General features: G+C 56.0%; 16 protein-coding genes, 1 tRNA gene, 1 other RNA gene and 1 pseudogene. 8 read left to right on the top strand and 11 right to left on the bottom strand.

Translation table 11 applies throughout. The features are described from left to right. The first annotated feature begins 161 nt into the window (after positions 1 to 161). Positions 162 to 1,457, top strand: coding sequence for an SLC5/6 family protein (locus JY391_RS00975; RefSeq protein WP_200035554.1), 1,296 nt, complete (start codon positions 162 to 164; stop codon positions 1,455 to 1,457). Positions 1,458 to 1,507: 50 nt separating this feature from the next. On the opposite strand, the gene dppF is transcribed toward JY391_RS00975, so the two are convergent. The 10 genes from dppF to JY391_RS00925 all read right to left on the bottom strand — a co-directional run bounded on the left by dppF (position 1,508) and on the right by JY391_RS00925 (position 12,316). Continuing rightward, the gene (gene dppF / locus JY391_RS00970) at positions 1,508 to 2,521 is read right to left on the bottom strand and encodes a dipeptide ABC transporter ATP-binding subunit DppF (RefSeq protein ID WP_042286774.1); all 1,014 of its coding nucleotides are present in this window, start codon (positions 2,519 to 2,521) and stop codon (positions 1,508 to 1,510) included. Further along, positions 2,518 to 3,501 carry a dipeptide ABC transporter ATP-binding protein gene (gene dppD, locus JY391_RS00965; protein ID WP_042286777.1) on the bottom strand — a complete coding sequence of 328 codons (984 nt, stop codon included), beginning with the start codon at positions 3,499 to 3,501 and terminating at the stop codon, positions 2,518 to 2,520. The genes dppF and dppD overlap by 4 nt, the downstream gene beginning before the upstream one ends. Positions 3,502 to 3,511: 10 nt before the next feature. Further along, positions 3,512 to 4,414, bottom strand: coding sequence for a dipeptide ABC transporter permease DppC (gene dppC / locus JY391_RS00960; protein ID WP_042286779.1), 903 nt, complete (start codon positions 4,412 to 4,414; stop codon positions 3,512 to 3,514). A 9-nt stretch (positions 4,415 to 4,423) separates the two neighbouring features. Then, positions 4,424 to 5,443, bottom strand: a complete 1,020-nt coding sequence (dppB, locus tag JY391_RS00955; protein WP_042286783.1) for a dipeptide ABC transporter permease DppB — start codon at positions 5,441 to 5,443, stop codon at positions 4,424 to 4,426. 165 nt (positions 5,444 to 5,608) lie between these two features. Then, positions 5,609 to 7,216, bottom strand: a complete 1,608-nt coding sequence (gene dppA, locus JY391_RS00950) for a dipeptide ABC transporter periplasmic-binding protein DppA (protein ID WP_042286785.1) — start codon at positions 7,214 to 7,216, stop codon at positions 5,609 to 5,611. 678 nt (positions 7,217 to 7,894) lie between these two features. Next, positions 7,895 to 8,027: non-coding RNA, RtT sRNA (locus JY391_RS00945), on the bottom strand. Between the two features lie 32 nt (positions 8,028 to 8,059). Then, a tRNA-Pro gene (locus tag JY391_RS00940) sits at positions 8,060 to 8,136 on the bottom strand. Between the two features lie 91 nt (positions 8,137 to 8,227). Then, the gene (gene eptB / locus JY391_RS00935) at positions 8,228 to 9,919 is read right to left on the bottom strand and encodes a kdo(2)-lipid A phosphoethanolamine 7''-transferase (protein ID WP_060570226.1); all 1,692 of its coding nucleotides are present in this window, start codon (positions 9,917 to 9,919) and stop codon (positions 8,228 to 8,230) included. A gap of 262 nt (positions 9,920 to 10,181) precedes the next feature. Next, positions 10,182 to 11,384 carry an L-lactate MFS transporter gene (locus JY391_RS00930; protein WP_060570227.1) on the bottom strand — a complete coding sequence of 401 codons (1,203 nt, stop codon included), beginning with the start codon at positions 11,382 to 11,384 and terminating at the stop codon, positions 10,182 to 10,184. A gap of 230 nt (positions 11,385 to 11,614) precedes the next feature. Continuing rightward, positions 11,615 to 12,316 (bottom strand): autotransporter domain-containing protein, encoded by a 702-nt coding sequence (locus JY391_RS00925; RefSeq protein WP_042286794.1) that lies wholly within the window; start codon positions 12,314 to 12,316, stop codon positions 11,615 to 11,617. Positions 12,317 to 12,473: 157 nt separating this feature from the next. On the opposite strand from JY391_RS00925, the gene tag reads away from it, so the two are divergent. Next, complete coding sequence (gene tag, locus JY391_RS00920) at positions 12,474 to 13,052, top strand: DNA-3-methyladenine glycosylase I (protein WP_211935103.1); 579 nt, start codon at positions 12,474 to 12,476, stop codon at positions 13,050 to 13,052. After that, positions 13,033 to 13,473 carry an N-acetyltransferase gene (locus JY391_RS00915; protein WP_211935102.1) on the top strand — a complete coding sequence of 147 codons (441 nt, stop codon included), beginning with the start codon at positions 13,033 to 13,035 and terminating at the stop codon, positions 13,471 to 13,473. Before tag ends, JY391_RS00915 begins: the two co-directional genes overlap by 20 nt. Here the strand turns inward: JY391_RS00915 and JY391_RS00910 are convergent. Beyond that, positions 13,442 to 15,777, bottom strand: a pseudogene (locus JY391_RS00910) (molybdopterin guanine dinucleotide-containing S/N-oxide reductase). The gene JY391_RS00915 and the pseudogene JY391_RS00910 overlap by 32 nt on opposite strands. Before the next feature lie 149 nt (positions 15,778 to 15,926). Here JY391_RS00910 and JY391_RS00905 point away from each other — a divergent pair. The 5 genes from JY391_RS00905 to JY391_RS00885 all read left to right on the top strand — a co-directional run bounded on the left by JY391_RS00905 (position 15,927) and on the right by JY391_RS00885 (position 20,871). Further along, positions 15,927 to 16,589, top strand: coding sequence for an OmpA family lipoprotein (locus JY391_RS00905; protein WP_042286803.1), 663 nt, complete (start codon positions 15,927 to 15,929; stop codon positions 16,587 to 16,589). Positions 16,590 to 16,714: 125 nt separating this feature from the next. Beyond that, positions 16,715 to 17,731, top strand: coding sequence for a LacI family DNA-binding transcriptional regulator (locus tag JY391_RS00900; protein ID WP_060570230.1), 1,017 nt, complete (start codon positions 16,715 to 16,717; stop codon positions 17,729 to 17,731). Between the two features lie 100 nt (positions 17,732 to 17,831). Continuing rightward, entirely contained in the window at positions 17,832 to 18,581 is a 750-nt protein-coding gene (locus tag JY391_RS00895) for a sugar phosphate isomerase/epimerase family protein (protein ID WP_211935101.1), read from the top strand. Positions 18,582 to 18,584: 3 nt separating this feature from the next. Continuing rightward, positions 18,585 to 19,523, top strand: coding sequence for a sugar kinase (locus JY391_RS00890; protein ID WP_042286815.1), 939 nt, complete (start codon positions 18,585 to 18,587; stop codon positions 19,521 to 19,523). A 67-nt stretch (positions 19,524 to 19,590) separates the two neighbouring features. Continuing rightward, positions 19,591 to 20,871 (top strand): MFS transporter, encoded by a 1,281-nt coding sequence (locus JY391_RS00885; RefSeq protein WP_042286817.1) that lies wholly within the window; start codon positions 19,591 to 19,593, stop codon positions 20,869 to 20,871.

The following is a 20,871-nucleotide window of genomic DNA, read 5'->3' as shown; positions in this document are numbered from 1 at the left end:
CGGATTCTACGGCAAGCGGTTTGCCTACACATCCGCCCGTGTTTTACTCTGCGTGGCGTCTCGCAAATCCTCAATCGGCTGGCAGTGTCTCCTGCGCTTCTGTAGAATTGCGTCCCCTTGCGGCCATGACGCCGTGAAGGCTATTTCTGGCAGGGGACTTCATGCAGCACGACACATCACTTTCTCATCTTAACGGCTCAGGCGAACAGGTTTCGCGCAGACTTCCTTTTACCCGCTACGACTTTGGTTGGGTATTGCTGTGCATTGGTATGGCGATTGGCGCGGGTACGGTGCTGATGCCGGTGCAGATTGGACTTAAAGGGATTTGGGTATTTATCACCGCGTCGCTTATCGCTTATCCGGCGACCTGGATCGTACAGGACGTGTATCTCAAAACGCTTTCGCAAAGCGAAACCTGCAATGACTATACCGACGTCATTAGCCATTATCTCGGCAAAAACTGGGGCGTTTTTCTCGGGGTGATCTATTTTTTGATGATCATCCACGGCATCTTTATTTATTCGCTTTCCGTGGTATTCGACAGCGCGTCTTATCTGCGTACCTTTGGCCTGACCCAGACCGATCTCTCCCAGTCGCTGCTTTTTAAAGCGGCCATCTTCGCAGCGCTGGTCGCTATCGCCTCGGGCGGCGAGAAACTGCTGTTCAAAATCTCCGGGCCGATGGTGGTGGTAAAGGTGGGGATCATCGTGGTATTTGGCCTGGCGATGATTCCACACTGGAATTTCGCCAATATCACCGCCTTTCCCCAGGCATCGGTGTTTTTTCGCGACGTCTTGCTTACTATTCCGTTCTGCTTCTTTTCGGCGGTGTTTATTCAGGTGCTGAATCCGATGAACATCGCCTATCGCAAGCGCGAGGCCGACAGGGTGCTGGCAACCCGGATGGCAATTCGCACCCACCGCATCAGCTATATCACGCTGATTGCGGTGATTCTGTTTTTCTCTTTCTCGTTTACCTTTTCCATCAGCCACGAAGAAGCGGTGTCGGCATTCGAGCAAAACATCTCCGCCCTGGCGCTGGCGGCTCAGGTTATTCCCGGTCCGGTGATCCATATCACCTCGACGGTACTGAATATCTTCGCTGTCCTGACCGCGTTTTTTGGTATTTATCTCGGCTTCCACGAGGCAATGAAAGGGATTGTGCTGAATCTGCTGGGTCGTATCGTCAACGTGGAGCGCATTCCTTCGCGCATGATCACGCTTGGGATCTGTGCGTTTATCGTGACGACACTGGTGATTTGGGTCTCATTTCGCGTGTCGGTGCTGGTGTTCTTCCAGCTCGGTAGCCCGCTATACGGCATTGTCTCCTGCCTGATCCCTTGCTTCCTGATATACAAGGTCGCGCAACTGGAAAAACTGCGTGGCCTGAAAACCTGGCTGATATTGCTGTACGGCGTACTGCTGTGCCTGTCGCCGCTGCTGAAATTGATTGAGTAACAGAGAAAAGGCCGGATCAGGCGCAAGCGCCATCCGGCCTTGCGGGAAGGTTATGTCACCGGCTTCTGCCCATTCTCGTCCTGATCGACAGCAAAACAGGCGACCAGTTGACCGTTGTACTCCTTCAACTGCGGCTGCAACTGGGTGCAAGGGCCGAAGCGACGGCGGCAGCGCGCATTGAACGCGCAGCCGGGCGGTGGATTCAGCGGGCTGGGCAACTCGCCGGTCAGTTTGATACGTTCGCGACGCTCGTCCGGATTCAGACGCGGCGTGGCGGAGAGCAGCGCCTGCGTATACGGATGGCGCGGGTTGTTGAAAATTTGCTCCTTCGTCCCTTTCTCAACGCAGCGGCCCAGATACATCACCATCACTTCATCGGCAATGTGCTCAACCACCGACAGGTCGTGGGAGATAAAGACGTAAGACAGCCCCAGATCCTGCTGCAAATCCATCATCAGGTTCAGCACTTGCGCGCGGACAGAAACGTCAAGCGCAGAGACCGGCTCGTCGGCAATCACCACGTCCGGGTCCAGCATCAGACCACGGGCAATGGCGATACGCTGACGCTGGCCGCCGGAAAACATATGCGGATAGCGATCGTAGTGTTCGGTTTTTAACCCCACTTTCGCCATCATTGCCAGCGCTTTTTCGCGACGCTGCGCTTTGCTGAGCGACGTATTGATAAGCAGCGGCTCCTCCAGAATCTGCCCCACTTTCTTACGCGGGTTCAGTGAACCATACGGGTTCTGGAACACAATCTGGATTTTCTGCCGACGCAGCTTCTGCGCCTGCGGGTCGTGCTTGAGCAGATCCTGCCCCTGATAGTACAGCTCGCCGCCGGTCGGCGTTTCGATCATCGTCAGCAAACGACCGAGCGTCGATTTCCCGCAGCCGGACTCGCCCACCACCGCCAGCGTTTTACCGCGCTCAAGGGTGAACGACACGCCGTCCAGCGCTTTCACCAGCCGTTCAGGAGAAAAGATCCCCTTCTTCACCGGATAATGTTTTTTCAGGTCGATGGCCCGCAACAGCGGCTGTTGCAAGGTGGCCTCGTGCGTACTCATAGTGTGGGCCTCCCGGCATCATCGAGTGGGTAGTGGCATTTTGACTGACGTCCGCCGTCCAGTTGGTTCAGCGCAGGTTCTTCTGCGCGGCAGCGATCGGTGGCATAGGGGCAGCGCGGATTGAGCAGACAGCCCGTGGGACGGTCGTATTTCCCTGGCACTACACCCGGCAAAGACGCCAGCCGCGCTTTGTCCTGAGCGAACTCCGGCAGCGCGCGAAGCAGCGCCTGGGTGTACGGATGACGCGGCGCGCGAAAGATATCGTGCGCATCGCCCGTTTCCACGACCTGACCGGCGTACATCACGATGATTTTATGCGCCGCTTCCGCCACCAGCGCCAGATCGTGCGTAATCAGCACCAGCGCCATGTTCTCTTTCTGTTGCAGTTCCAACAGCAGCTCGATGATTTGCGCCTGGATAGTCACGTCCAGCGCCGTCGTCGGTTCGTCGGCAATCAGCAGTTTTGGCCGACAGGCAATGGCCATCGCGATCATCACGCGCTGGCTCATCCCGCCGGAAAGCTGATGCGGATACACGTCCAGACGCGACGCCGGGTCCGGTATCCCCACCTGGGTCAGCAGGTCGATGGCCCGCTGACGGCGGGTTTTCTTGTTGCCACCCTGATGTACCTTGATGGCTTCCATGATCTGGAAACCGACGGTGTAGCAGGGGTTCAGGCTGGTCATCGGGTCCTGGAAAATCATCGCCACTTCGGCGCCCACCAGGTTGCGCCGCTCTTTCTCAGAGATGCGTTTCAGATCCTGATCGTTAAACACCAGGTTTTCGGCGTTTACCCGCCCGGGATAGTCAATCAGCCCCATTATCGCCAGTGAACTGACGGACTTACCGGAACCTGACTCGCCAACGATACCGACCACTTCGCCCTGATTCACGCTGTAACTAATCCGGTCTACGGCGCGGAATTCGCTGCCTTCGTCGCCGAAGTGCACCGATAATTTATCTACATTTAATAACGCCATCTCGAACCTCTTACTGCTTCAGCTTGGGATCGAGCGCATCACGCAGACCGTCACCCATCAGGTTAAATGCCAGCACCGTCAGCAGGATCGCCAGACCCGGGAAGGTCACGACCCACCAGGCGCTTTGCGCAAACTGCAACACGTCGGAGAGCATGGTGCCCCACTCCGGCGTTGGCGGTTGCGCACCCATGCCGAGGAAGCCGAGTGCGGCCATATCGAGAATGGCGTTAGAGAAACCGAGCGACGCCTGAACGATCAGCGGCGCGAGGCAGTTCGGGAAGATATTGATGAACATCTGACGCATCGCGCCAGCGCCCGCCACGCGGGAAGCCGTCACGTAGTCGCGGTTCACCTCCACCAGCACCGCCGCGCGGGTAAGCCGGACATAGTGCGGCAGGGCGACAAAGGTCAGCGCCAGCGCGGCGTTACCGATTGACGGCCCAAAGACCGCTACCAGCACCAGCGCCAGCAGCAGGCTCGGCAGCGCCAGCATGATGTCGACCACGCGCATAATGACGTTATCAACAATGCCGCCAAAGTAACCGGCAATCAGCCCGAGCACGATGCCCATCACCAGCGACAGCACCACCACCAGGCAGCCGACCAGCAACGACAGGCGCGCGCCATACATCAGTCGCGACAGCACGTCGCGACCCACATCGTCGGTACCCAGCAGGTGCGCCAGACTCCCGCCTTCCTGCCAGGCCGGCGGCGCGAGCAGCGCATCGCGAAACTGTTCCGCCGGGTTATAGGGCGCAAGAACGTTGGCGAATACCGCAATCAGGATCATGATGACGACATACGCCAGGCCAACAACCGCGCCTTTGTTGCGTTTGAAATAGTGCCAGAACTCCTGTAGCGGGGTCATCGGCACCGGTGCGGCAATAACTTTATTTTCAGTAACCTGTGACATGATGGCCCCTTACTTCTTATGACGAATACGCGGGTTCACCACGCCGTACAGCAGGTCAACCAGCAGGTTGACGAGGATAATCATCGTCGCCACCAGCAGCACCCCGCCCTGTACCACCGGGTAATCGCGTCGTTGCAGCGCATCAATCAACCAGCGTCCGAGGCCAGGCCACGAGAAGATGGTTTCGGTCAGAATGGCGCCCGCCAGCAGCGTGCCCACCTGCAGGCCAATCACGGTGACCACCGGCAGCATGGCGTTGCGCAGCGCGTGAATAATAATGACCCGCATGCGGGTCAGCCCTTTGGCGCGGGCGGTACGAATGTAGTCTTCACCCAGCACTTCCAGCATCGACGAGCGGGTCATACGCACGATGACCGCCAGCGGAATCGTGCCGAGGACCATTGCGGGCAGAATCATGTGCGCAACCGCATCAATAAAGTTGCCCTCTTCGCCCCAGATGGCGGTGTCGATCAGCATAAAACCGGTCAGCGGATTGGTATCATCAAGAAACACCATATCGCTGACACGCCCGGAAACCGGCGTCAGGTTCCAGTGTACGGAGACCAGCATGATCAGCATCATCCCCCACCAGAAGATCGGCATGGAATAACCGGTCAGCGCCAGGCCAACAGCGGTGTGATCGAAAATGGACCCGCGCTTGACGGCGGCCAGCACACCGACCGGAATGCCCACCGCGGTGGCGAAAATCATGGCGCAGACGCCAAGTTCCAGCGTCGCTTTAAAGCGCGGCACGAACTCGTCCCACACCGGCAAACGGCTTTTCAGCGAGATGCCTAAATCACCCTGCATGACTCCCCAGATATAATGGAGGTACTGCTGCCACATCGGTTTATCGAGACCGAGTTCAGCCAACAGTTGAGCATGACGCTCAGGGGAGATACCACGCTCACCCGCCATGATCATCACCGGATCGCCGGGGATCATATGGACAAACGCGAAGGTGAGAAGGGTGATACCGATAAACGTAGGGATGACGAGTCCCAAACGTCGGAGAATGAACTGCAACATAACCCGGATTCTCTCTCAGGACGCACGGCGTGGAACCGTGAGTCTGTATTGCTCACAAATCTTATCCCTTCCCGCTTACAGAGAAGGAATAAAGCACTGCTGCCGGGTGGCGCTACGCCTGCCCGATCTTCGGGGGCGTAGCGCTTACCTGACGATAGCGTTTAATTATTCGACAGAGACGTTATCGAAGTGGTGTTTGCCTAACGGATCCACCACATAGCCTTTAACTTCTTTACGCACCGGCTCATATACGGTGGAGTGAGCGATGATCAGGGCCGGTGCCTGCTCGTTCATTACCACCTGAGCTTGTTTGTACAGTTCAATACGCTTGTTGTGATCATCGGTGGCGCGCGCCGGCTGAATCAGATCTTCAAACGGCTTGTAGCACCAGCGAGAGTAGTTGGAACCGTCTTTCGCCGCCGCGCAGCTGAACAGCGTCGCGAAGAAGTTGTCCGGATCCCCGTTATCGCCGGTCCAGCCCATCATTACCGCCTGATGCTCACCCGCTTTGGCGCGTTTCAGGTACTCACCCCACTCGTAGGTGACAATTTTGGCCTGCACGCCGATCTTCGCCCAGTCCGCCTGAATCATCTCCGCCATACGGCGCGCGTTCGGGTTGTAAGGACGCTGTACCGGCATTGCCCACAGTTCGACGGTGAAACCTTTGTCCTGCCCTGCTTCTTTCAGCAACGCTTTCGCTTTCTCAGGATCGTAGGTGTAGTCTTTGATATCGTCGTTATAACCCCACATGGTTGGCGGGATCAGGTTCTTGGCCGCAACGCCCGCGCCCTGGTAAACGGCTTTGATGATCGCTTCTTTGTTCACCGCATAGGTCAGCGCCTGACGCACTTTGACGTCATCAAACGGTTTCTTCTCGGTGTTGAACGAGAGGTAACCCACGTTCAGACCCGCCTGCTCCATCAGGTTGATGTTTTTATCCTGCTTCATGCGCGCGATGTCTGCCGGGTTCGGATACGGCATCACCTGGCATTCGTTCTTCTGCAGTTTGGCATAGCGCACAGAGGCGTCAGGCGTGATGGAGAAGACCAGGCGGTCAATTTGCGGCTTGGTGCCCCAATATCCGTCAAAGGCTTTATAGAGGATACGGGAGTCTTTCTGGTACTGCTGCAACTGGAACGGACCGGTGCCGATAGGGTTCAGATCCACTTTTTCCGGCGTACCGGCTTTCAGCATGTTGTCCGCATATTCTTTAGAAAGAATAGAGGCAAAGTCCATCGCGAGGTCGGCGAGGAACGGCGCTTCCGGACGCGTCAGCACAAACTGGACGGTCATATCGTCCACTTTTTTCACTTCGCTGATCAGATCGGGCAGGCCCATCCCTTCGAAATATTCATAGCTGCCGCCGGACACTTTATGGTACGGGTTTTGCGCGTTTTTCTGACGATCGAAGGAGAAGACCACGTCGTCGGCGTTCATGTCGCGCGTCGGTTTGAATTCTTTGCCGGATTGCCACTTCACGCCAGAACGGAGGTGGAAGGTGTAGGTTTTCCCGTCTTCACTGATTTCCCATTTTTCCGCGAGGCCTGGGATCACTTCGGTAGTGCCGGTTTTAAATTCCACCAGACGGTTATAGATTGGTACTGAACTGGCATCATAGGTTGTGCCAGAGGTAAAGAGTTGCGGGTTGAACCCTTCAGGAGAACCTTCTGAACAATAGACCAGGGTTTTAGCCTGTACGCTTGCTGCGACGGTCATAGCCACCAGGCTCAGACCAAGCTTCAGCATCCCTGACTTCTTCAAGGAAATACTCATTCTTCTGCTCCAAATGTGATGTTGTTGTTTTACCCTTTGCAGTGGGTTAGCGCCGCCTGGCCTTTTTTATTTTTGACCGGCCGGGTCGGCGTGATGAGGTGGGGATTCCATTCACTTAAACGACTGAGTTGCAGCGCGGATTCTCCATGAAATGCCCCTCATGCCCTACAATCTGTCAACAGAATGTGAAAACGTCAATACAGCTAACCGCGTTTTACGACAACGGTGAGAATTGACAAACAAAGATTAAAAAAACTCCAGAGGGGTATTTTCAGCAGAGAAATTTATGCTACGCGCGTAATGCCAGAATATAAATCTTAATATTTCGCAACATTTGGTGATTAAGTTTTGTGCAGATTATGAAAAATTTCTGACGAAATGCTGTATATCTGAGCGATTAATGCCATGAACGTTAAAACGCACAGCGGAAAATGCTGGGGTCAGCCATAAGTAACGCAAAAAAAGATTGATGCAAAGATAAAAAAAGACAATGGAATATGTCACATAATCGTTAACGGATAGTGAGAAGTAAGGCGCAATTTTTGTAGCAAAAATGAAGATGGCAGAGTTTCGAATTGGGTCGGTGATCGCTCGGGTCGAACCTCTTCCCCCCGGAGGTTCTCATCCTCACTGGCTTCAAATGCAAAAAACCCTGCTCGTTGAGCAGGGTTTTAAATTTGGTCGGTGATAGAGGATGACTCGCCACTGCGTGGCTCGCCCTGCGGGCCGTTGCTGACGCAACGTTCTCTCGCTTCGCTCGGGTCGAACCTCTTCCCCCGGAGGTTCTCATCCTCATTGGCTTCAAATGCAAAAAACCCTGCTCGTTGAGCAGGGCTTTAAATTTGGTCGGTGATAGAGGATTCGAACCTCCGACCCCTTCGTCCCGAACGAAGTGCGCTACCAGGCTGCGCCAATCACCGAGTGCGGGGCGCATCTTACTGCTCAGGCGCGCCCCCGTCAATCCCTTAGTCGCAAAATGCCATTTAATCGGCGAGAAAGTCGCCAGGCCGCTTATTGTGCGGCAACTTTCTTCCCGTCAGGGACATGGCACCAGTTGTTATACTCGTTAATCCCGCCGTTGGGCGAGGTATATCCGAGACAACCCATAATCGTGTCGTACAGCTCAACGTGACGACGCGGCACCTTCATTTCCGCCTCTTTCTTCAGATGCGCGAATGCCTGCGCGTTGGCCGGATTCTCGAGATATTTGTCCGACATCCAGACCATCATCGGTACGCGGAACTGCTCCGGCGGCGCCAGCTTACGCGGCGTGCCGTGCAAATGCTCGCGCTCGTTAATCGATTCGCCGTGATCCGCCGCGTAGAACACAATCGCTTTCTTATCGCGCACCTGATCAATCACCCTATCGATAAAGTGGTCCACATAGGTTATGGAGTTATCGTAAGAGTTAATCATCAGGTCCTTCGGACACTTACGGTCGATGGCATAACATTCCGGCTTCCACTGGGCGAACTCGCGCGGGTAGCGCTGAGTGTAGTTATAGTGGGAACCTTTGGTATGCAACACAATCAGATGTTTGCCCTGCGGGTTATTCTCCAGGGAACGCGAAACTTCGTTCACCAGCAGCATATCATCCACCGCTTTGCCCCGGTTGCGCGGCTCCGCAGCGATCTGCTCGCGATAGGCGATGTTGTCGGCCATCGTGTTACTGTAGAACCACATCTCGCTCTGCATCGCGTACAGATCGGCGCTAAAACCTAACTGTTTAAGCACTGCAAATACGTTTTGCTCTTTCAGCGTGCGCTGTGGATTATCCTCCGCCCCGCCCTGACGTACGAACATGCAGCGCAGCGACAGCTTGGTGGCGGTATCGCAGGAGTAGCCGCGGTACATTGCCAGATTCTTCTCTTTCGCAAGCTTCGGCGTGGTATCACGTTCATAGCCCAGCATGCCCATGTGATCCCAACGCGTGGTTTCGCCAATGATGAAAATCACGTAGGTGTCATCAAGATTCTGGGTTGGCGTATACGTGAATTTTTTCGCCGGATTGATAAGCGATTTGTTATCTGACGATTCATCAACCTGCGCCCAGGCGTACAGGCCCAGTGCGGACAGCCAGTTTGTTGGCAGATACGAGTTCGCCAGCACCCCGCCGTAGCTTGGCATGTCGACGCCAGCGATGCGATCGGCGCGCTTCTGGTGCAGCTCCAGCAGGCGAATCGGCGCCCACACCAGAAAAGCCGCCATCAGAACGGTGAGCGCGCTGCGCCAGCGTACTTTTGGCGTACAAAGCTGACGCAAAAAGGTGTCCGTCGAGCGGTTAAACCAGATCAACACCAGCGGGATGAGGCTTACGCCAGCCACCCAAAGAATAAACGTCCAGCCAACAACCTCTTTTGACAGGTCGATATCGGTGGTCATGACTGAAGCCACAATACCGTAACCAATCATGACATTCATAAAGGTCATGTAATAGCTTGCGCCAGCGGAGATCAGCACCAGTAGCGAAGCCAGAACGCGCCAGGCCGTACGGCCTAACAGGGAAAAGAGACGTAAAAAGAAGAAGGTAGCCAGCACCGTGCCAGCCAATTCAACAACCGCGGCGATTCCATTCCATACGGTAAAATCCTGCGCATAACCGTCAAACCGACGGAAATAAACCGCGCCATTCATAAACAGACCGATATAGACGGCAAGCAAAATGCTCAGCTTTTGCTGCGTCATCGACGTAATGTATTTCATGCAAGCAAGCCCTGGAAATCGAGGGGTAAACACAGCCTGCGCTTCGGCTAACCCAGCCGGGCAGGACAAATTGCGAAGGTAGTCAGACAGGAAAGATCTACACGCGCGGCTAAGTAGACCACAAGGAAGGGAAAAAGTGGCAGCAGATAATGTGATCGAAGCAGATTTTTACAAATATTCAAGTTTGAAAACGGATTTTTCACGCGACTGCTAATAACAAAAAGACCAGCCACGCGGCTGGTCCTGTCATTGTTTATTTTATTCAGGCATGCGCCATATTCATCACATCGCGTTTTGGTTGGCGAATGGTGGTAGACAGCGCCAGCGAAAGAATCAGCAGGGCGAAAATCACGCAGAAGGTGACGTAGAAGCCACCGAACAGCGAGGCGATGATCGAACCGCAGATGCTGCCGATGCCAAAGCCGAGGTAAATCACGCCATAGTTTTTCGCCAGATTATTCAGGCCGAAGAATTCGCTCACCAGCGACGGGAAGACAGTGATGGTGCCGCCAAAGTTAAAGGCGACGCAGGCAATAGCGGCAAAGAAGGTCATCGCGTTCAGCGGCGCAAACAGCAGAGCGGCCATCCCCACCAGCGACACCACCTGGCCAATCGTAATAACGCGAATGCGGGCAATTTTGTCCGACAGGATCCCCAGCACCAGACGACCAGACAGGTTTGCGATAGAAATAACCGTCACCGCATTGGCCGCAGACGCGACGTCCATATGCGCCAGGCCCTGCGCAATATCTTTCGCCACGCCGATCACGTACAAACCGCTCATACACGCCGTCAGGAACATGACCGCCAACATCCAGTACTGCGGTTTACGCATCGATTGCGCCAGCGTGTAATCATTTTCCACAACGCCATTCCTGGTTTTGACCTCCTGGTTCGGCGCATCTTTCATCAGCGTGGCGCCAAAGACAATCATTACCAGTACAATCGCGCCCCAAATTACGAAGGTTTTTTCCAGACCGACGGTCGCCAGCAGTTGACTGTCGATGAATTTAAAACCCAGGCTGCCCAGACCATAGGAGCCAATGGCGAAAGCGGAGATCAGCCCCTTGCGCTCCGGGAACCACTTCACACAGTTGGACAGGGTTAACAGGTAACCTGCGCCATCCGCCAGTCCTACCAGCACCCCAGCGCTCAGCCACAGCATCATCAGATTCGAAGAATGTGCGGTCAGGAAGAAGCCCAGCCCAAGCAAAATGCCTGACGCCATCGTCACCCGTTTAACGCCAAATCGTTCCTGTAACTTTCCGGCAACGGAAGATGAAATCGCCAGCCCCAGACTTAGCAGGCCAAAAGAGAAGGCGACCTGGCTGACGGGTTCATCCAGTTTTTCGGACAGTACGCCGTTAAACAGGCTCCAGGTGTAAACAGAACCCAGGGCAAACTGCGTAATAATGGTGCCGATAAGGGTCAACCAACGGGTGCGCTGATACGTTGAAGTTTTCATGGCAGTATTCCTGCATAAACAAAAGGGGAAATTCACTGCCGACAACCATAACGAAATGCATTTTATGCGGGGAAAAAACGGCATGAAGTGCCGTCAGAACGGAATGAAATGCCTGGAATCTGGAATGAATGACGAGACATATATTCAGCAAGCTGACTCTTATATTGTAAGTTAGTGCTCACTATCATTACATGCCATGTTATGACTAAGGTGTAGTTGTAAATTCAAGGTTAAAATCTGGCACTGACCCCCATCGTATAGAGGTAATCGGTGGTGTTGGGCGTATTTTCCGCCTGAGTGAGCGCTGCGTAAGCGGCCATGTGCGGATTAAGCAGCATATCCGCCCCCACGGTCACGTCCAGCCAGCTGTTGTCTTGTGAGGTAGCCGCCATGCGGCTTAGCCCGGACTGCGCTTTCCAGATGCTATCGCCATATTGCTGGTTATAGCTGACCTGCGCCCACGGTCTGATCTCGCCAAATTGCGAATTCACCCGCCAGCCCAGCGTACTCACGCTGGCATGCCATAACGGATCGGCGGACAAATTCATCACGCTGTCGCCAAATTCGTTATATATCGATGTAGTAGTACCGTCGTAATGGAGCGCGGCGACCGGCCCGGTCATCACCGTCTCTGAAACCGGGAAATTCCAGCCCATGCTCATGCCACTGGTCGCCTCATGGGGCGACGCATCCGCAAAGTTAACGCTCAAGCCCGGCACGTTTTGCGAGGATTTGATCCGTTCCGCCAGGATGTCGTCATAACGCGGTTGGTGATCGCTGTCCCAGGTATAGCGTTCAGTCGTATGTCCGGATGGCGCTTCGGCGATATATTCTTGTTGCCATGCACTGGCGGTATTGATGTATAGCGAACAGGCCACCACGCTCGCCAGCAGAACGATTTCCCGGCGACCACCGTCTTTTTTTGTCATCATCAATGCGACTCCAGAGGAGAGCCGAAATCGGCGATATTATTGTCATTGTGAGAAGGATGACAGGCTAAAAGCCCTGTATTAAATATTGTCTTTTTCGCAGACGCGTCAAGGCGCGCAGAATGAAATTTTTAAGGCAATTCAGAGAGCGAGGGAAAGTATGGAACGATGCGGCTGGGTCAGCCAGGACCCGCTTTATATTGCCTACCATGACAAAGAATGGGGCGTCCCCGAAACCGACGGTAAAAAACTGTTTGAAATGATCTGCCTTGAAGGCCAGCAGGCCGGCCTGTCGTGGATTACAGTGCTGAAAAAGCGCGAGAACTATCGCGTCAATTTCCACCAGTTCGATCCCGTTCGCGTGGCGGCGATGCAGGAAGAGGATGTCGAACGGCTGCTGCTCGACCCGGGCATCATCCGTCATCGCGGAAAAATTCAGGCCATCATTGGCAATGCCCGCGCCTGGCTTGCGATGGAGCAAAACGGCGAACCATTTGCGCAGTTCGTCTGGTCATTTGTCGACCATCAACCACAAGTGACGCAGGCCGCCACGCTGAGCGAGATCCCAACCTCTACGCCCGCCTCCGACGCGCTGTCAAAAGCGTTGAAAAAACGGGGCTTCAAGTTCGTCGGTACGACCATTTGCTATTCCTTTATGCAGGCGTGCGGACTGGTCAATGACCATATCACCGGCTGTTTTTGCCACCCGGGAGAAAAATATGATTCGCGAATCCCGTAGCGCCGACAGGACGGCGATTCTGGCGCTGTGGCTGGAAAGCACGATCTTTGCCCATCCGTTTATTCCTGAACACTACTGGCGCGAGAGCGAAACGATCGTGCGCGACGTGTATCTGCCCGCCGCCAGAACCTGGGTGTGGGAGGATAACGACTTTCTGAAAGGGTTCGTTAGCGTACTGGAAGATCGTTTTTTAGGCGCGCTGTTTGTCACGCCTGACGCGCTGCGCAGTGGGATCGGCAAAGCGCTGGTGCGGTATGTGCAACAGCGCTTTACGCAGCTGAGTCTTGAGGTGTATCAAAAAAACCAGAACGCGGTGAACTTCTACCATGCGATGGGCTTTCGTATTGAAGACAGCGCATGGCAGGAGGATACCCAGCATCCCACCTGGATTATGAGCTGGAAGGCGGATCAAACGCCGTAAGCGTCAGCGCGGGGCCGCAATATTTTTCCAGCCACGCCAGCGCGGTGTTCCCCGCGCAGCCGTTGCCCAGTCGGGAACTGGGCAAATCTTTGGTCAGCACGTTCACCGCGCCGTTTTTGCAGATGCCTCCGGCGGCAGGATCCAGATCCGGCCATGCTCCTTCGTGAATGCAGATCACGCCCGGCTTAATGCCAGCGCTCACCACGGCCCCTGCGAGAATTTGCCCGCGATGATTCCACACCCGCACCGTATCGCCGTCACGGATGCCGCGCGCCAGCGCGTCGTCGGGATGAATTGTAACCGGTTCACGATCCGCCACCGCATAGCGTTCACGCAGTTCGCTGTAATTAAGCTGGCTGTGCAGACGATGGGCCGGATGCGCCGACAGCACCTGAAGCTGGCCTTTCTGCGCGTTGCCGTGCCACTCGTCCGGCGTCAGCCACATCGGGTGCCCGGGACAATCCGCATAGCCATAACCGGCAATGCGCCGGGAATAGATTTCGATTTTGCCGCTGTCGGTTTTTAACGGATGCGCAACCGGGTCACGACGGAAATCAGCAAAACGCACAAACCGCGCGTTGTCCGGGTTTTCCGGCATTTCGATCAGCTGGTTGGCTTCCCAGAAAGTCGCAAACGGCGGCAATGTTACCTGCTGGCTGGCCCCACGCTGGGCAGCGATGTTGTAGAATGTCTCCAGCCATTCCCGTTCGCTTTTCCCTTCGGTAAAACGTTGTCCGCCGCCGCGCTCCCAGCGCTCGCTCAGTTCGGCAAACACGTCAAAATCATTGCGCGCCTCATACTGCGGCGGCACAACTTGTTTCATCGGCACCAGATGTTGGTTGCTGTAATCGCCAGTCATGGTGAGATCGTTGCGCTCAAAGGAGGTGGTGGCGGGCAGTACAATGTCGGCGTGTTTAGCGGCTGCGGTCCAGAAGCATTCGGAAATCACCACCAGCTCCGGCTTCTGCCAGGCACGAATCAGTCGGTTGGTGTCCTGATGATGGGTAAAGTTGGCGCCACCCGCCCACCAGACGAAACGGATATCCGGAAAGTGACGATCCATGCCGTTATGCTGATAAGACGCGCCGGGGTTTTCCAGCGCGTCGACAATGCGCGCAACCGGGATTTTATCCACCGCATCAGTGCCGCCAGGCAAGCTCCCCTGCATTGAGGCCAGCACGGCGGAGCGGCGCGTCGGATTTCCACCGTTGGCGAAGTGATAAGAGAGACCAAAACCGCCCCCCGGGGTACCGATTTGCCCAAGCATTGCCGCAAGAGTGACAATCATCCAGTGCTTTTGCTCGCCGAACTGCTGACGCTGCATTCCCCAACCGGCCATCAGCATAGTGGTATTATTGTGAAAAATCGCCGCCAGTTCGCGGATTTTTTCTGCCGGAATGCCGCAAATGTCAGCCGCCCACTCAGCGGTTTTGGCTATGCCGTCGCGCTGTCCAGTGAGGTACTCAGCAAATAGTGAGTAGCCCGTGGTGTAGCGCGCCAGAAATGTCTGATCATGCCAGCCGTTTTCCACCAGCGTGTGGGCAATACCGAGCATTAGCGCCACGTCAGTGCCCATGTGCGGCGCGATCCATTCCATGTTATCGCCAAAAAAATCGACGGTTTCCGATCGCATAGGATCAATGCAGATCACCCGTTTGCCGCTGCGCCGCAGCGCCGCAGCGCATCAAAGTAAGCGATTCCCTTTTCATCCGAAGCGTTCCAGGCAATTTTTAGCGTATTCAGGGGATTGGCGCTCCAGAGTACAACCACATCGCTGTGTTCCAGCACAACGGGCCAACTGGTCTGCTGCTGATAAACCTCGCTGCCGCCTACCACATACGGCATGATGGCCTGCGCCGCGCCGGTGGAATAATCCCCCAGATGCCCGGTGTAGCCCCCTGCCAACGCCATATAACGCTGCAACAGCGTGGCGGCTTTGTGCAGCACGCCGTTGGAGCGCCAGCCGTAGGAACCGGCAAAAATAGAGGACGGGCCATAGGTATCGCGAATACGTTTGTGCTGCTTATGGATAAGCGCCAGGGCGTCGTCCCAGCTCACCCGCACAAATTCATCCTGTCCCCGCACGCCCTGTGGCCTTTCCGGCGAGGCAAGAAAACCTTTACGCACCATGGGATAACGCACCCGGGTTTTGCTGTGCACCTGATCGCGAACTGCGCTTTGCAGCGAATTGGGATGCTCCGTGGGCAGCGCGCCGCGGGAAGAAATGACGGTCTCTCCGTCTGTTTCCACGAGGACAGGCCCCCAGTGGGCCGCGGTTAACACCGGTTTGTGCGTTGGCAAAATGGCGCTCCTGAAGAGGGGTAGATGTATTTCTCTGTTCAATGTTACTTACAAATTTCAGAGAGATCCCTGGAATTTTCTTCAACTTCACACGTCATAATCTACCGCCACGCTTGCCGTGGTAAAAATAAGAAAGACATTAAGGAATTAAGATGAAGAAACGTGTTTTAGTCATTGCTGCTATCGTGAGCGGCGCGCTGGCGGTATCTGGCTGCACAACCAACCCCTACACCGGTGAACGCGAAGCGGGTAAATCCGGCGTCGGCGCCGGGATTGGCTCGCTGGTTGGCGCGGGTATTGGGGCGCTGTCATCCTCGAAGAAAGATCGCGGCAAAGGCGCGCTGATAGGCGCAGCAGCCGGCGCGGCGCTGGGCGGCGGCGTGGGTTATTACATGGATGTGCAGGAAGCGAAGCTGCGTGAAAAAATGCAGGGAACCGGCGTGAGCGTCACGCGCAGCGGCGACAACATCATTCTGAATATGCCGAACAACGTCACCTTTGACAGCAGCAGCGCCACGCTGAAGCCAGCGGGAGCGAACACGTTAACGGGTGTCGCGATGGTACTGAAGGAATACCCGAAAACCGCCGTCAACGTCATTGGCTATACCGACAGCACAGGCGGCCACGATCTGAATATGCGTCTGTCGCAACAGCGTGCCGATAGCGTTGCCAGCTCGCTGATCGCTCAGGGCGTAGACGCTAACCGTATCCGCACCAGCGGTATGGGTCCGGCGAACCCGATCGCCAGCAACAGCACCGCGGAAGGCAAAGCCCAGAACCGCCGCGTCGAAATCACCTTAAGCCCTATTCAGTAATTCTTGTGCCGGATGGCGGCCTGAACGCCTTCCGGCCCGGAAAATCGATTCCCCTACCCGCCAGGCGTAGCGCCACCGGGTATTTTCGCGCTAAGGTATGCTCATCTAAAGTAAGGAAATCAGCGATGAGTAAATCAGGGCGCCCTACCATCAGCGACGTGGCGAAAGCGGCAAAAACCGGTAAAACCAGTATTTCACGCTATCTGAACGGCGAAAAGCATCTGCTTTCAGAGGCATTGCTGGCGCGTATTGAAAAAGCCATTGCTGATCTCGACTATCGACCAAGCCTGATGGCGCGCAGCCTGAAGCGAGGCCGCACCCGTCTCATCGGCCTGATTATCGCCGATATCACCAACCCTTACTCCGTTAACGTGCTCAGCGGTATAGAAGCCGCCTGCCGCGAGAAGGGTTTTACCCCACTGGTCTGTAACACCAACAACGAAGTGGATCAGGAGTTGCACTACCTTGATCTCCTGCGCAGCTATCAGGTCGAAGGGATTGTTGTGAACGCTGTCGGTATGCGCGAGGATGGCTTAAACCGTCTGCAACAATCCGCGCTGCCAATGGTGCTGATCGACCGGAAAATTCCTGACTTCGCCTGCGACGTGGTGGGACTGGATAACACGCAGGCCGCAACCACCGCCACTGAGCATTTGCTCGAGCAAGGCTTTGAGGCGCTACTGTTTCTTAGCGAGCCGTTAGGGACCGTCAATACCCGCCGCGAACGCCTCAACGCTTTTCGCGCCACGCTGGCGCGCTACCCTGGCGTGGTCGCAGAGAACGCCGAAGTCCCGCTGGCGGAAAACGCGCAGTTAGATAACACCTTGCGTCAATTTCACCAGCAGCACCGTGGCATGCGTAAGGCGGTTATCTCGGCTAACGGCGCGCTGACTTTGCAGGTCGCCCGTTCGCTGAAGCGCATTGGCCTCAACTGGGGCAGCGACATCGGCCTGCTGGGCTTTGACGAGCTGGAATGGGCAGAGCTGGCGGGTGTTGGCATCACCACGTTAAAACAACCCACCTGGCAGATTGGCTACGCCGCGGTAGAGCAGGTAGTCCGCCGCATAGAAGGCGGCAGCGAGGCTATCCATGAGCAGGTTTTTTCCGGCGAGCTGATCGTCCGCGGTTCTACCGCCCGTTAATCTCCCTTCGTGATGGCGATCATAATTTCGACACACTATACTTTTCTTTGGAACCGGTTCCATCTAGCGTAATAAAAAGCACGCAAGATCGGGGGTCCTCATGCAGAGAAAAATTATGGTGGTCACCGCCGCGTATGGTTATGACACCGTACGCGATGCGGGCGGACAAATCGCGATGCTGCCGGTGATCGCCAACGCAGGCGCCGACGGCGTTGAGATACGCCGCGAGATGTTTACCGACGCGGAATTGAACGCCCTGCCGGCGCTGGCCTCAGCCATCGAAAGCGTCGGGCTGCAGGCCTGCTACTCCGTGCCGCAACCGCTGTTCGTCACCGACGCCAGCCTCAACCCGCAGTTACCCGCGCTGCTTCAGGAAGCGCAAACGCTGCGTGCGCTGTGGCTGAAAGTTTCACTCGGCCATTTTCAGCATATTGATTCGTTTGACACGCTGCGCGACTGGCTCACAAGCAGCGGCATGGCGCTGGTGGTGGAAAACGACCAAACCGCCTGCGGTCGTCTTGAATCAATGCGGCGCTTTAACGCCGCCTGCCAGCAGCAGGCGCTTACGGTACAGTTGACGTTTGATATGGGCAACTGGCTGTGGGTAGGCGACTCGCCGGAAGAGGCCGCCAATGCACTGGCGTCCTCTGTTGGATACGTCCACGTTAAGGCAGCGACACGGCACCACGACAGCTACCGCGCTATCCCGCCGGATCGGGCCGACCCGCGCTGGCTGGCGCTTCTCTCAGCGCTGCCTGCACACGTACCGCGTGGTATCGAGTTTCCGCTGGAAGGGACCGATCTGACCGCCGTCACCCGCCGCTACGTCGACGTTTTACGCAAGGAGTAACCCATGAAAAATGCACTGGATGTCATCACCCTTGGCGAAGCGATGGCGATGTTTGTCGCGACAGAAACCGGGGATCTGGCGGACGTCGATCGCTTTATCAAGCGCGTTGCCGGCGCCGAACTGAATGTTGCGACCGGACTGGCCAGGCTCGGCCTGAAGGTCGGCTGGGTAAGCCGGGTAGGAAACGACAGTTTCGGGCGCTTTGTGCTCAATACCCTGCAAAAAGAGGGGATTGACGCGCAGGGCGTGACCGTTGACAACGGTTACGCTACGGGCTTTCAGCTGAAATCGAAAGTTGAAAATGGAACCGATCCCATTGTGGAGTATTTTCGTAAAGGCTCTGCGGCCAGCCGTCTTTCACTGGAAGACTTTGACGCAGAATACTTCTCCCGCGCCCGTCATTTGCACCTGAGCGGCGTGGCGGCAGCGCTGTCCAGCAGTTCATATGAATTACTGGCGCATACCGCACGCACCTTTAAGGCTCAGGGAAAGCGTATATCTTTCGACCCCAACCTGCGCCCAACGTTGTGGAAAAGCGAAGAAGAAATGGTCGAGAAGCTCAACCGTCTCGCCTTTCAGGCCGACTGGGTGCTGCCGGGCTTGAAGGAAGGAATGATATTAACCGGCCAGCAGACGCCGGAAGGGATTGCGGATTTCTACCTGCGTCACGGCGTGAAGGCCGTGGTGCTGAAAACGGGCGCAGACGGCGCCTGGTATAAAACCCACGACGGTGAAAAAGGCAGCGTTGCGCCGGTCAAGGTGGACAACGTTGTAGACACCGTCGGTGCCGGAGATGGTTTCGCCGTCGGTGTTATCAGCGCCCTGCTGGAAGGCCGCACGCTGGCTCAGGCAGTCGCCCGCGGCAATAAAATTGGCGCGCTCGCGATTCAGGTACAGGGCGACAGCGAAGGTTTACCCACACGTGAAACGTTAGGCGAATAACGTCACGTCATGATAACGGCCCCCTGTACCCTACAGACAGCGGCGGCATAAACAACAGAGGTTGACTATGGCAAGCTCAACAAATGCAGCAAAACGCTGGTGGTACATCATGCCAATCGTGTTTATCACGTACAGCCTGGCGTATCTTGACCGCGCAAACTTCAGCTTCGCTTCCGCAGCGGGCATTAACGAGGATCTCGGGATTACCAAAGGGATCTCATCGCTGCTCGGCGCGCTGTTCTTCCTGGGCTATTTTTTCTTCCAAATCCCCGGCGCGGTGTACGCCGAGCGCCGCAGCGTGCGCAAGCTGATCTTCGTCTGTCTGATCTTATGGGGCGGCTGCGCGTCGTTGACCGGCGTGGTCAGCAACATTCCCGCGCTGGCCGCGATCCGCTTTATCCTTGGCGTGGTCGAAGCCGCAGTTATGCCCGCCATGCTGATTTACATCAGCAACTGGTTTACTCGTTCGGAGCGTTCCCGCGCCAACACGTTCCTGATCCTCGGCAATCCGGTGACTGTGTTGTGGATGTCGGTGGTCTCTGGTTATCTGATCCAGGCGCTCGGCTGGCGCGAGATGTTTATCATCGAAGGCGTTCCCGCCATTCTGTGGGCATTCTGCTGGTGGGCGCTGGTTCGCGACAAACCGGCGCAGGTCGGCTGGCTGTCCGATGCGGAAAAAACAGCGCTGCAAACCCAACTCGAACAGGAGCAACAGGGCATCAAGGCCGTCCGTAACTACGGCGAGGCGTTTCGCTCCCGTAACGTTATCCTGCTTTGCCTGCAATATTTTACCTGGAGCATCGGCGTGTACGGCTTCGTGCTGTGGCTGCCATCCATTATTCGCGACGGTGGCGCGAACCTCGGCATGGTCGAAGTCGGTTGGCTTTCCTCCGTGCCGTACCTGGCAGCAACGGTCGCGATGATTCTGGCCTCCTGGGCATCGGATAAATTGCAGAACCGCAAACTGTTCGTCTGGCCGCTGCTGCTGATTGCCGCTTTCGCCTTCATCGGCTCCTGGGCGGTCGGCGCGAATAATTTCTGGGCCTCGTACATCCTGCTGGTGATTGCCGGGGCGGCGATGTATGCCCCGTACGGGCCTTTCTTCGCCATCATTCCCGAAATGCTGCCGCGTAACGTCGCTGGCGGCGCGATGGCGCTCATCAACAGTATGGGCGCGCTGGGTTCGTTCTTAGGCTCATGGTTCGTCGGCTACCTGAACGGCGTCACCGGCAGCCCGTCCGCCTCGTACATTTTTATGGGGGTGGCGCTTTTCGCCTCCGTATGGCTAACTCTGATTGTCAGACCCGCGAATAATCAGCAGTTACCGACTGGCGCACGCCACGCGTAA

Source organism: Citrobacter sedlakii (assembly GCF_018128425.1).
Classification (GTDB): Bacteria; Pseudomonadota; Gammaproteobacteria; order Enterobacterales; family Enterobacteriaceae; genus Citrobacter_A; species Citrobacter_A sedlakii.
This window is presented reverse-complemented; position numbering and strand designations above follow the sequence as displayed.

Excerpts from the sequence above, each read along its gene's own strand:
- JY391_RS00975 (WP_200035554.1), top strand. The coding sequence starts at position 162 with ATGCAGCACGACACATCACTTTCTCATCTTAACGGCTCAGGCGAACAG.
- dppF (WP_042286774.1), bottom strand. The coding sequence starts at position 2,521 with ATGAGTACGCACGAGGCCACCTTGCAACAGCCGCTGTTGCGGGCCATC.
- dppD (WP_042286777.1), bottom strand. The coding sequence starts at position 3,501 with ATGGCGTTATTAAATGTAGATAAATTATCGGTGCACTTCGGCGACGAA.
- dppC (WP_042286779.1), bottom strand. The coding sequence starts at position 4,414 with ATGTCACAGGTTACTGAAAATAAAGTTATTGCCGCACCGGTGCCGATG.
- dppB (WP_042286783.1), bottom strand. The coding sequence starts at position 5,443 with ATGTTGCAGTTCATTCTCCGACGTTTGGGACTCGTCATCCCTACGTTT.
- dppA (WP_042286785.1), bottom strand. The coding sequence starts at position 7,216 with ATGAGTATTTCCTTGAAGAAGTCAGGGATGCTGAAGCTTGGTCTGAGC.
- eptB (WP_060570226.1), bottom strand. The coding sequence starts at position 9,919 with ATGAAATACATTACGTCGATGACGCAGCAAAAGCTGAGCATTTTGCTT.
- JY391_RS00930 (WP_060570227.1), bottom strand. The coding sequence starts at position 11,384 with ATGAAAACTTCAACGTATCAGCGCACCCGTTGGTTGACCCTTATCGGC.
- JY391_RS00925 (WP_042286794.1), bottom strand. The coding sequence starts at position 12,316 with ATGATGACAAAAAAAGACGGTGGTCGCCGGGAAATCGTTCTGCTGGCG.
- tag (WP_211935103.1), top strand. The coding sequence starts at position 12,474 with ATGGAACGATGCGGCTGGGTCAGCCAGGACCCGCTTTATATTGCCTAC.
- JY391_RS00915 (WP_211935102.1), top strand. The coding sequence starts at position 13,033 with ATGATTCGCGAATCCCGTAGCGCCGACAGGACGGCGATTCTGGCGCTG.
- JY391_RS00905 (WP_042286803.1), top strand. The coding sequence starts at position 15,927 with ATGAAGAAACGTGTTTTAGTCATTGCTGCTATCGTGAGCGGCGCGCTG.
- JY391_RS00900 (WP_060570230.1), top strand. The coding sequence starts at position 16,715 with ATGAGTAAATCAGGGCGCCCTACCATCAGCGACGTGGCGAAAGCGGCA.
- JY391_RS00895 (WP_211935101.1), top strand. The coding sequence starts at position 17,832 with ATGCAGAGAAAAATTATGGTGGTCACCGCCGCGTATGGTTATGACACC.
- JY391_RS00890 (WP_042286815.1), top strand. The coding sequence starts at position 18,585 with ATGAAAAATGCACTGGATGTCATCACCCTTGGCGAAGCGATGGCGATG.
- JY391_RS00885 (WP_042286817.1), top strand. The coding sequence starts at position 19,591 with ATGGCAAGCTCAACAAATGCAGCAAAACGCTGGTGGTACATCATGCCA.